The 11,908-nt window shown below is 49.9% G+C and carries 10 protein-coding genes; all 10 read left to right on the plus strand.

Annotated features, from left to right (window positions below):
• Positions 1-3 precede the first annotated feature (3 nt).
• Positions 4-864 (plus strand): hypothetical protein, encoded by an 861-nt coding sequence (locus NYE26_RS09275; protein ID WP_339255273.1) that lies wholly within the window; start codon positions 4-6, stop codon positions 862-864.
• Positions 861-1,775: an FkbM family methyltransferase gene (locus NYE26_RS09280; protein ID WP_339255275.1), complete on the plus strand. Its 915-nt coding sequence runs from the start codon at positions 861-863 to the stop codon at positions 1,773-1,775. The genes NYE26_RS09275 and NYE26_RS09280 overlap by 4 nt, the downstream gene beginning before the upstream one ends.
• Before the next feature lie 10 nt (positions 1,776-1,785).
• Entirely contained in the window at positions 1,786-2,769 is a 984-nt protein-coding gene (locus tag NYE26_RS09285) for an ATP-binding cassette domain-containing protein (protein WP_339257414.1), read from the plus strand.
• Positions 2,766-3,569: an ABC-2 family transporter protein gene (locus NYE26_RS09290; protein ID WP_339255277.1), complete on the plus strand. Its 804-nt coding sequence runs from the start codon at positions 2,766-2,768 to the stop codon at positions 3,567-3,569. The genes NYE26_RS09285 and NYE26_RS09290 overlap by 4 nt, the downstream gene beginning before the upstream one ends.
• A 78-nt stretch (positions 3,570-3,647) precedes the next feature.
• Positions 3,648-4,382, plus strand: a complete 735-nt coding sequence (locus NYE26_RS09295) for an ABC-2 family transporter protein (RefSeq protein ID WP_339255278.1) — start codon at positions 3,648-3,650, stop codon at positions 4,380-4,382.
• A 27-nt stretch (positions 4,383-4,409) separates the two neighbouring features.
• A complete protein-coding gene (locus NYE26_RS09300) occupies positions 4,410-5,468 on the plus strand; it encodes a Gfo/Idh/MocA family oxidoreductase (protein ID WP_339255280.1) in 1,059 nt (352 codons plus the stop codon).
• The gene (locus NYE26_RS09305; protein WP_036725312.1) at positions 5,461-5,712 is read left to right on the plus strand and encodes an acyl carrier protein; all 252 of its coding nucleotides are present in this window, start codon (positions 5,461-5,463) and stop codon (positions 5,710-5,712) included. Before NYE26_RS09300 ends, NYE26_RS09305 begins: the two co-directional genes overlap by 8 nt.
• A complete protein-coding gene (locus NYE26_RS09310; RefSeq protein WP_339255283.1) occupies positions 5,706-7,217 on the plus strand; it encodes a discoidin domain-containing protein in 1,512 nt (503 codons plus the stop codon). The genes NYE26_RS09305 and NYE26_RS09310 overlap by 7 nt, the downstream gene beginning before the upstream one ends.
• 96 nt (positions 7,218-7,313) lie before the next feature.
• A complete protein-coding gene (locus tag NYE26_RS09315) occupies positions 7,314-9,758 on the plus strand; it encodes a glycoside hydrolase (protein WP_339255285.1) in 2,445 nt (814 codons plus the stop codon).
• Between the two features lie 359 nt (positions 9,759-10,117).
• On the plus strand, positions 10,118-11,671 hold the full coding sequence (locus NYE26_RS09320; RefSeq protein WP_339255287.1) for a response regulator: 1,554 nt from the start codon (positions 10,118-10,120) through the stop codon (positions 11,669-11,671).
• The last annotated feature ends 237 nt before the right edge of the window (positions 11,672-11,908 follow it).

Here is an 11,908-nt window from a genome sequence, read left to right on the forward strand (position 1 = left end):
GCTGTGAGCCGCAAACTGGCGGATTGGGCGGTTCCCTTTGGCCCCTATGATTGTTTGTTGAATGCGGTTACATTGTGGCTGTCTGTCCATCATGCCGATCCGAATCCGCTGTACAGGTATAATTTCTCCATTAATTATTATGCTGGCTATGACTGGTTCGACAGTTCGGTGCCGGTGAATGAGCTGTTTAGCTTCATCCGGCATGCTTATGGGGTTGAATGCAAGCCTTGCCGTTTAGACTCGGTGGATCGTGGACGGATGTATCTGCTGCCGGTGGACGCTTATCATGTTCCCTACATGAAGGAATTTTACGGGAAGGACCATATGCTGCATTATGTGCTTGCGGAAGCGGCAGACGACCAGAGCCTGAGAATAACAGATCCTTATTTTGCAACAAGCCTATTGGCCGACAGAACTTGCGTGGAGCAGGCCTGGCGCACCTTCAGTGAACCGGTTATCGAAATCAGCCCGCCGCTCAGCCTGAAGCCTGGCCTGAACTCTATCCGGCCTTACTTAACTACACAGCCCTATGAAGAGCTGCTCCCCCGCGCCTTTGCCCGAATTTCGGAACGGATCATGGATGTTGGAGCTTATAGGGGGCCGGAGAATTTAATGGATAATTCGTTGTTCAAACAACAGTTTGGCTGCATCCGCACGATTGCCCTATCGCGGTTAAGGCATTTCGGCACCTGCAGCACCATGGATGTTGCTCACCTCGGCTCAGCCTGGAGGAAGCTTGAAGTGAGCTTTATGAAGATGACCCTGAATATGGACAGAGGGTTAACCGCTACCGTGAAGCAATTGAAGCATATTGCGGAGGATGAGCTGGCTTATTTACATTCCTATGCAACAGGAGGCCGATGATGCCGGAAGAAACCAGGTACGAGCAGATCCAGCGGATGTTTTGGGAGAAGAGGGTGGAGGCGGTCCAATTGCTTAGACGGGCGCTTAAAGAGCAGGTGGAGCAGATTGAGATTCATAAGGATGAGACCCGGATCAGGCTTACAGATGGGAGACGGTTTCATTGGGATCTCGGACATGTGAACAGTCTCGGATTCCTGATGCGGGATGGATATGTCGAGCGGGAAGAGAGTCGGTTATTGTCTATTCTGATCCGTGAAGGATTTGAAGTATTGGATATCGGGGCGAATTATGGATGGTATTCCACGTTATTCGCACAAGCGGTGGGGCCGGGGGGCAGAGTTCATAGCTTTGAGCCGGTAAGCCCTACCTTCTCTGAACTGGCAAGAAGCATCCAATTAAATAAGCTGCAGAATGTAGTGTTGAATCAGCTTGCGCTGTCGGACTATAACGGGGAAGCCGAGATCTATCTGCCTGTACAAAGTGGATCTGAGGATGCTGCGTTAATCATTGACCCGGCCTTGCAGCATGAAACCTACCATTGCCGGGTGCAAACGCTGGATACGTACATTGAGCAGCAACAGATCAGCCATATTGACCTGATTAAAATAGACATTGAAGGCGGCGAATTAAAAGCATTAAAGGGAATGGAACAGTATTTACAGCAGCATGATGAGAAGCCCCTGCTCATGCTGGAAGCGACGGAGGTTCTGGCTTTACGGTTCGGGAATTCGATAAGTGATGTATTCCGGTTTTTGAAGCAGTATCAGTATCAGCTCTTTCAACTGTCCGCAGAGGAGCTTGTTGAGCTGGATAGCGCTGCGGAAGTGCAGGCACAGAATATATTTGGTCTGCAGCCGGAGCATATCCGGAGGTACAGCCCGTTCATCAGATTGATAACCATTGCAAAGTAGGGATGCCGGTATGGTCATTCATGTGGATCAATTGAGCAAGTCCTTTGACTACTACAAAAAAGAAACGGGAATCAGAAACTCTGTCAAGAATCTGTTCCACAGGGAGAAATTAACCAAGGATGCAGTAAATAAGGTCTCATTCGATATTAACGAAGGCGAGATGGTTGCCTTTCTGGGTCCGAACGGAGCAGGCAAAACCACCACTTTGAAAATGCTCTCCGGTATTCTTTATCCGACTGATGGCAGTGCGGAGGTGCTGGGCTACACGCCCTGGGAGAGGAAAAATGACTTCAAGAAGCAATTTTCCATTGTCATGGGCCAAAAAAACCAGCTGTGGCTGGATCTGCCGGCAAGCGATTCCCTGTATTTAAACAAGTGTATTTATGAAATCAGCGATCAGAAGTATAAGGAGACACTTGACGAGTTAGTGACGCTGATGGATGTCAGGCACCTGCTGCATGTACAGGTCCGAAGACTGTCCCTGGGTGAGCGGATGAAGATGGAGCTGATCGCTGCTTTGCTGCACCGGCCGAGAATTATTTTTCTGGATGAGCCGACGATAGGCCTGGATCTGGTCTCTCAGAAGAACATCCGTGAGTTCCTCAAGGCCTACAATCATGAATTCCGCACGACTCTGCTGCTTACGAGCCACTATATGAAGGATATTGAAGACCTCTGTAAGCGGACCATCGTAATCAATCAGGGCAAGCTGGTGTATGACGGGGAGATCCGCAAGATCAATGAGGTCATGAATGAGAAAAAACGAATGAAGCTGACGTTCTCGGCCATCGTCGAGCGGAAGGATCTGGCCGTTATGGGTTCTATCAAAGAATATAGCGGCTATGACGTCATTCTGGAAGTGGAGCGAGCGAAGTTCAAGGAGTATTCCAGAATGGCCATGGATCACTTTCCCGTCATTGATCTGAATCTGGAGGACATTCCTCTGGAGGAAGCCATTGCACGTTTATATGAACAGCCGGAGCCGCGCGGATGAACAATAAATTTGCCGTCAGCTTTTCGCTGGGAATCCAGAACTCCATGGAATACCGCTTTAACTTTTTTATGGGTTTTGCCAGTCTCTTCTTCCCGATCTTCATCCAGCTCTTCCTGTGGAAGGCGGTCTATAGCCATGCCTCTAATATGAACTTGTATGGCTATACTTACCAGCAGATGATCGTCTACACCATCGTAGCTGCCCTGATCTCGCGGCTGGTGGCTACGGGTCTGGAATATGACATTAACCATGATATCAAGAGCGGGGGGCTCAATAAATATCTGGTGCGGCCGATCGGTTATTTTCCTTATAAAATATGTGTCTACCTTGGCGGGAAGGTCCTCTCGTTTGCCATTACGTTAATCCTGCTGCTGGGCGTGGTGCTGTTTATGGTTTATTACTTCAAGGCGCCAATCAGCGTATCGCGTATACTGGTTTTTGGTGTCGTGCTTATGCTGGCGGTTGTGCTTAACTTCATGATCTCCTTCTCGGTCAGCGCGATTGCCTTCTGGTTAACCGATGTCTCTTACTTTTTTCATGTTACAGCGTTATTGATTCAGATATTTAGCGGCGGGATTTTTCCGCTCGATATTTTTGGGGCGACATGGCTGGCTGTCTTCGATTACCTGCCGTTCAAGTATACGATCTACATGCCGGTGAATTTAATCAATGGCAAGCTGACCCTGCTCCAGGCGCTGCATGTGATAGAGCTGCAACTGCTATGGATTGGACTCCTTCTGTTGCTTACGCGCTATATTTGGACAGTGGCGATCAAGAAATATATTGCCGTAGGGGGTTAAGGGAACCCGATGCTTAGATCACTCCGGAAGTACGGTTTCATATACAGCTTGTTCATCAAAAATTCCCTGATGTCCCAAATGGAGTATAGAGTTAACTTCCTGATGGGCCTGCTGGTGGAGACCTCCTATCTGTTCGCCAAATTCCTGTATGTGATTATTGTCTATGAGGCAGGATTAACGCTGGATGGCGTGCCCATTGATGCGATATTGCTGTTTATTGGCACCTATACCTTGATGACGGGGATATATTGGGGACTATTTGCCATCAACTTCGTGCAGATCCCGGAGCATGTAAGAACCGGGTCACTTGATATTTTGCTAACCAAGCCGATTTCCCTGCAATTCATGATGACCTTGCGGAATGTGGACTTTGGGCTGGCGATTCCGAATGTGCTGGGCGGCGTGACCATGGTTGTGGTGGGCTGGAGAAGACTGGGGCTTCCGGCGGACATTGCTTCAATAGGCGGGTTCATCTTCTTCCTCGTGCTGGGACTGTTCGTAACCTACACTTTGTTCCTGATCCCGCAGTTATTATCGTTCTGGTTCATTCAGATAGCTGCTGTCAATGACATCTCAAACGGCCTGTTCGAGCTGAATAACATGCCAATGATGATCTACTCCAAATGGATTCAGCGTATAGGGATATTTATTATTCCGGTTCTATTGATTACTAACTTCTCACCCTTATTCGTGCTGGACCGGTTACATCCGGGCCTCTTCCTCTGGGCTATTCTGTCTCCCATCCTGTTGCTGGGAATCACGAGATGGATCTGGTCCAAAGCGATTCGTAATTACAACAGCTCAGGCGGCTAGATATCCGGAATCACAGGAGGTAAGGATATGAATATTCAGAAGCCATATCGTATTGGAATTTTGGGCTGCTCCACAATCGCTCCATTCTCGATCATTAACCCGGTCAGGGAGCTTGATCAATTTGTAACTTATGGTGTGGCGTCGCGTGATTTGGACCGGTCTACAGCCTATGCGCTGAAGCATCAGATTCCGCATGTGTTTGAAAGCTACGATAAGCTGCTGGCGTCGGCGGACATTGATGTGGTCTATATTCCGTTATCCAATTTCCTGCATAAGGAATGGACGCTGAGGGCGATTGAGGCTGGCAAGCATGTCTTGATTGAGAAACCGATGGCCTTGCATGCCGATGAGGTGCTGCTCATCAATGAACGGGCGAAGGAGCAGGGTGTGCACGTCCTTGAAGCGCTAATGGTCCAGCATCATTCCTGGCAGCAGGATATAACAGACATGATAGCAGCAGAAACCTACGGCAAACTGAAAAAAATCAAAACCCGGATCTCCTTTGAAATTCTGCAAAGCAACTACAGCGCGGATAATTACCGGTTCAAGCCGGAGTACGGCGGCGGCTGCTTCATCGACGAATGCTCGTACTGGCTGCAGTTTATTCAAAAGGTCATCGGCTTGAAGCCGCAGACACTGGACGGATTCTCGACCTTCTCCGGTGTCAATCAATGTGATTGGACCTTTCATGCGGCGCTGCAATATGAGGGGGGCGTCGAGGCAGAGTTCCTGGGTTCCTTTGAAATGCCGAACAATGCCACCCACTGGCTGGAGTTTGAGCGGGCCAGAGTAAGGATCAGCGGCTTTTTCAAACCTTGTTATGGGGATTACAAGATCATCATTCAGGTTGAACATACGGAAGCGGGAACAACAGACAAGCTTGTATACTCTCCGCAGAATTATTATGTGAACCAGCTCCGGTTTTTGGCTGAGGTGCTTGGGGGCACAAGAGAGAATATCCCCTTATCCGAATCCTATGAACGAGTGGCAACTATGAACGCCATCTATGAGATGGCCAGGAAGAAGCATCTTGAACAGCCCGGTATGGAAGAAAGACCGGACGGGGAGGCTGTGAATTATGGATGACCGGGAACAGGAGATTCGTAAGCTGCTCGCTCAATTGCCCGGCGGTTCTCCCCGTCTGAAGAATGCAGGTATGGACGCGGATTTGCGAAGCTATGGCATGGATTCTTTGTTGTTTATTCATTTTGCGGTGGTCCTGGAAGAGCATTTCTCAATAGAGGTGAGCCCGGAATTTCTCGATATAGATAAACTATACAGTCTTCAGAAGTGGAGAGAATATATTGATTCACAGGATCTCGTATGTTAGTAGCCCTGGAGATGGACTATTACAGCGAGGGCTACCGGACCATGCACTCCAATTGCGTGGATTTGCCCATGGCGGGTGCTGCGGGCTTTCATCAGTATGAGAATTATTTCTACTATACCTTCCTGTATGCCGTCATGATGAATTGGGGAGAGGCAGCGGACGGGGACTGGGTGGCCTCCAGACGCAGCATTCTTAACAAGCTCGGCTTGACCCTTAAGGTGACTGAGGTCCTGGATGCTGCTGGGCTGCTGTCTGCGATTCGCATGAACATTGATCAGCAGTGCCCGGTCGTGATGATTGCCAACTACAACGATCTGTTTTTTTTGAGCCAATACAGGACGGTCGTTGACGATCATGCCGTGTTAATCACGGAATATGATTCAGCCAGAAAGCTGATCATGATCCGGGAGAATCAGCTGAACAAGGAGGTAACCCTGAATGTGATGAAGGGGGAGCCTTTTTTCAAGCTGCAGCTGACCGAGGAATTGATAGCGGATATCTGGAATAAATCCAATGCTTCTTTTAAGGAAATCAGGAATTATTGTTATAACAAGCTGTTCAGCGTAGAGAAAATAGGCGAACCGGAGATTCACAGCTATCTGGAGCTGGTTGAGGATTTCGTGGAGTCCAATAAAAATCGTTCCAGTCATTTGATCGAAGCCGTGGAACGTTTCAATGACAATGTCTCTCTTATGGAAGGGCTTAATGACGCCAATGCCGTTGCGGTTGAATTTGAAACCATGCGCAGGAGTTATCATGGCTCGGCTATCATCATGTTTGATATCTTTGAGAAGGCGCTGCCCTGGTTATCCTCTCATGAAGAATGGGGGCAGATATTCGGCGGGTTCCGGGATCAATATATCAAATTCAGATACCATCTGATCTCCAGTCTCCATGCGGATACGCTGAGACGGAAGCGGATGCCGCCGGATAGAATTCTTCAGCTTACAGTGGAGATTAGCCAACTGGATGCGGAGCTGTTCTCTATGCTCGGTAAGCTGCTCGCCCATCACCATAAGGAGCAGGAACCTCACAATGCCGCACAGGCCTGGACGAATTATGCGGCTTGCGCTGAGGTGTCTGCGGACAGTGAGTATAGCCTTGACCCGGAGACCGTCTGTCAAGCCAGCCAGGCGGTGAATGGCAGGTGGGAGAACTGGGTCACGGATTCCTGGCATTCGGACACCGCCCAGCCCGTCCATTGGTTGCTGCTGGATCTGCTGAAGCAGAGAGATATTCTGAGAGTTGTGATCAGGCATTCTCCTGCCCCCGGCTATATCACGATGGATTATGAGCTTCAGGGAAGCAACGACACAGAGCAGTGGGAGCAGATAGCGGCTGTACGGAATAATGAGTCTGTCTTAACCGTGCATGAGGCTGACGGCTGTTCATTCAGATACATCAGACTATATATTACTTATCCGGCCCAGAATGATTTTCAGGCGCGGATCTATGAGCTTGAAGTGTGGGGACTGCCTGATAGAACTCAAGCCTCAAAAATCTGATATGATTCAAAAAAAAGTAGGATATCCTTCCATTTGGCCTGCTGGATATAATGGAAATGTGAAAAATAAAATGCCAAATTGATTGGAGAATCAAACATGAACAACAAGAAGAAATGGACGATTTATGTGATTCATCATTCCCATACGGATATTGGCTACACCGAGCGGCAAGAGAAGATCGAGCAATATCACGTGGACTTTATCAGGCAGGCCATTGCGATCTGCGAGGCGGCTCAGACGGAAGACCGTAAGGAATGGGCGGGCTTTAAATGGACCTGCGAAACCTTCTGGGCCGTGGAGAAATTCCTGGAGGAAGCCACGGAACAGGAAAAGGAACAATTTGCAGCCGCGCTCAGACGCGGGGATATTGAGCTGTCGGGCACCTACTTGAATATGACGGAACTGATCAATTTCGAGCTGCTCAGCAGTATGCTTGCAAGGGCGGGGAACTTCGCCCGGCCGCTGGGGCTTCAGGTGAAGTCGGCCATGACCGCGGATATTAACGGATACAGCTGGGGTTATGCACAGGCTCTGGCAGATGCAGGAGTCGAGAATTTGCTGTCCAGTATCCACACGCATCACGGGATGTTTGCCATCGGGCGCAAGCAATTCCCCTTTTATTGGGAGACACCCAAAGGCAACCGCCTGCTGGTATGGAGCGGCGAGCATTACATGATGGGGAATGATCTGGGGATCAATCCGGATGGGGCATTGTCTTATACCATCAAAGACGAAGACCCGGTATGGGGGATCTCTAAAGATCACTGGAAGCTGGCCGAGACCCGGATTGCCCGCTATCTGGATCAGCTGGAGAAGGAGCAGTATCCCTACGATTTTGTATTGGTGAATGTCATGGGGCTGCTGCGGGATAACTCGGCGCCGAACCCCGGAATCATAACCTTCATCAAGGAATGGAATGAGAAGCACGGGGACCGTGTTGAGCTTGAAATGACAACGCTTAACCGGTACTTCGACCTGTTGCGGCAGCAGGAGGCCGAGATTCCTGTCTATAGCGGGGACTGGCCGGACTGGTGGTCCGATGGCGTGGCATCAACCGCGATGCACACCCAGATCTTCAGGAATGCCCAGCGGACCCTGGACGTCGTCAAGCGGCTGGACCCGGAGCGCAAGCTGGCGGCGGCAAGCGATATTGCCCAGGCAGAGCAGCAGTTAATGATGTATGCCGAGCATACCTGGGGATATCACTCCTCCATCTCGGAGCCCTGGCACATCATGGTGCAGGAGCTGGCCGTCCGCAAAGAGGCGTATGCCGCCAATGCCAGCAGACTGGTTCATGCCTCGCTGGATGCGGTACTGAAGGCGCGGGGCGATGTGCTGCTGCGGGCTGACCGGGCATTCACCTATAAAGTAATCAATTCCTTCGATTACCCCGTTGAGGATCTGGCTCATTTCTATCTCGAGGAGCAGTGGGAAGCGGATTATTTCCGGCAGGGGCTCGAGGTGGTCGATGAGCAGAGTGGAGAAGTGGTCCACCATCAGCAGGAGAAGGTAAGCAGAGGATACCAGATTGCGGTCATGGTCAAGCTGGGCGCAAAGGAAGAGAAGCGGTTCCGTATCCGGGAAGCCTCGAAGACCGTCCCGGTGACGACGAGCAGCACCCGCTTGCGGGGAGCCGACCGGATTCATGATATCCGGGATATCTTCCCTCCTGTGCAGGAGGAGAGCCCCCGGCTGTTCATCACGGAGAATCATATTGAATCGCCTTACGTACGTATTGCATGGAGAGCCGGAGAAGGCATCGTCTCCTGGATCGATAAGCAAACCGGCCGGGAATTCATTGATCCCCGTCAGGCTCACGGAGCCTTCACTCCGGTGTATGAAGTGACCCCCGGCGGCGGTGACGACCAGATGACCGTGCGTAGAATCATGGGCAGGAACCGCAAAGGTATGAATGTTCAGCGGTCGGAGGGGCTCCTCTCAGGCGTGAAGGAAATAACGAATGGCCCGGTGTATGGCATCATTGAATTGAAATATCAGGTTCAAGGGATGAGCCACTATTCGTTATTCCTGAAGGTGTTCAAGGACCGGAAGAGAGTTGATATCTCTGTCCGCATCCACAAGGATAGTGTGTGGGACCCGGAGAATGTGTACGTCGCCCTCCCCTTTAGTGCAGGCGGCAGCAGTGAGCTGTGGTTCGAGAAGGCCGGGGCTGTCCTAAGGCCTGGAGTAGATCAGATCCCGGGCACCTGTACGGATTTCTATTGTATTCAGGAAGGGCTTGCGGTTATATCCCCTCAAGGCGGGCTGTCCATTGCGGCCCCGGATACGCCGCTGATGCAGACCGGGCCTTTGGAATACGGCCCAAGACTCGTGCAGGGCCAACAGGAAGAGATCGGCCATACCTCGTTATACGCCTGGGTGCTGACCAATTACTGGGAGACGAACTTCAAGGCGACCCTCGGGGGATTCTACGAATTCCGGTATATGCTTCAATGGGGAAGCGAAGCGGATACGGCAGAACAAGCTATTCAGTTGTGCCACAGTGCCAATGCAGGCACAGTTGCATTCAGAACCACATAAATTCCGGCGGGCAGAAGAAGGGCTGAATCTTTTATAGAGAAGCCCTTTTTTTGTCTAATTTATAGGCTTCAAGCTATATAAATTGAATTTGGAAAAAATACAGACAGGGAAAAGTGACGGAGGGGAATTTTGGAACTGTAGGAGCGATAGCGTCCGCCTTTGTCTGCGGATTTCCACCGCGAACAGCGGATTAAATTCAAGAAATCTGCAGACAACAGCGGCCGGAAGTCCAAATGTTCACCGCAGTGACGATGAAGCTTCAAGTTCATATCTTAAGACAGGAAAAAGTGACGGAGGAGAATTTTGACACTACACTCTATATAGAAATGAGCCTTGTGTAAAAAAGGGAGGCGTGCGCTGTGTACCGTATTCTGATTGTGGATGACGAACGCATAGAGAGAGAGGGCATTCAGCAATTGATACAGGAACACCATCCGGGACTGGAAACGTTCCTGGCGGAGAATGGCGAGATTGCGCTGGAGATCCTCGGGAAGCAACAGATAGATATTCTGATTACGGATATCAAGATGCCCTTTATGGACGGACTGGAATTGTCTGAGAAGGTCAGCAGCCTGGGCCTGGATATTGAAATGATCATCTTCAGCGCTTACCATGAGTTTGAATATGCAAGAAGAGCCTTGCGGACCAATATATCCAATTATTTGCTCAAGCCGGTTCATATCCCGGAGTTTCTCAGTGTGGTGAACGAGGCGGTTCAGGCCTGTGAAGACAAAGCGGCAGAGAAATTGCGGAATGAACAACTGGTGGAGGGGTATAACCGGGGACTTCTGTATGAGAAGGAAAAAATGCTGCTGGACTCTCTAAACGGAGTGAAAATAAATACGGAGGCATGGATGTCCCCGGAGCTGCTGGAATATGTCCATCACAAGCATTGGCTGCATATGATTCTGGTGGATTGCCGCCGGAAGTTTTTTGATATTCACAATGATGAATTCATAAGGCTGTTACACGATAACCTCAGCTACGCCTTCGATTATGTGAACTTGAGCGAGCATCAAAGTATGCTGTTCGTCAAGCACCCCCGCCCCATCCCCAAAGAGACGCTGCGCATGCTTGGAGATGGGATCATCCGCGCCGCCGCCGGGAGCCTCGATCTGAATGTGGGTCTGGTGATCGGCAGAGCGGTGAATCAGCCGGAACAGTTGTATGATGCCTATACCGAGATGGAGCAGATGCTGGAATTCAAATTTTTCATGGATGAGTATACCCTTCTATTTGCCGATGAACCCTTTGAGCAAGCGGGGTTTGACGAGATCGAATTGAATCCGATTCTGGATAAGGTCTACCAGTGTCTGGAGTATAACGATTTTACCGGTGCGAAATACAGTATAGAGCTGCTGTTTACCTACCTGAGAACCAAAGGGCAATTCTCGTCCCTGTACACCAAGTTCATCTGTTCGGAAATTATGAAAAAGGTGGTGACGCGCGAGAAAAACCGTGAGACTGCAGAGATGAATCATTACCTGGAGCAAATTCATAAGACCGTTTCTCTTCAGGATCTGAAGGATCATATGTTTGCGATCCTGTCCCTCATGGAAACCGTCAGCGGAGCGAGCCCCAAGAAGGCCGCCAATCTCAAGCTGATCCGGACCATTACAGATGTAATCGACAAGGAATATGATCAGGATCTCTCTTTGGAAGGCATCGCGGAGAGGGTCTATTTGACCCCCAGTTATCTAAGCTATTTGTTCAAGAAGGAGACGGGTCAAAGTCTCATCCGGTACATCACGCAGGTGAGAATGGACAAAGCCGTCGAGCTGCTGAGTACAACGAATATGAAGATCGTCGATATTTATAAGAAGCTGGGCTACAGAAGCTCGACCTATTTTATCCAGACGTTTCGTAATTACCATGGAGTCACTCCGGCCAAGTTCAGGGAAGGATCTCCGTAGGGTAGCGCCCTCACCATGATCCAACTATTTCTCGCTGGCACGATACCGGAAATAGTTGGATTTTGTACACTTGTTGATGGACGATGGGACCCTGCGGCGGCAACAGTTGTATAAACAGCACTTAAATTCTCCGATTTCACCCCAAGCAGCGAAAACGCACAATAGCAGATGTAGTTTATCTACTTGCTTCCGTCCATCCCTCAGGAATGGTCAATTTAAGATACGTTTTTCCACTTG

Origin of the sequence: Paenibacillus sp. FSL P2-0136 (assembly GCF_037975325.1) — a bacterium.
Taxonomy (GTDB): domain Bacteria; phylum Bacillota; class Bacilli; order Paenibacillales; family Paenibacillaceae; genus Paenibacillus_AQ; species Paenibacillus_AQ silagei.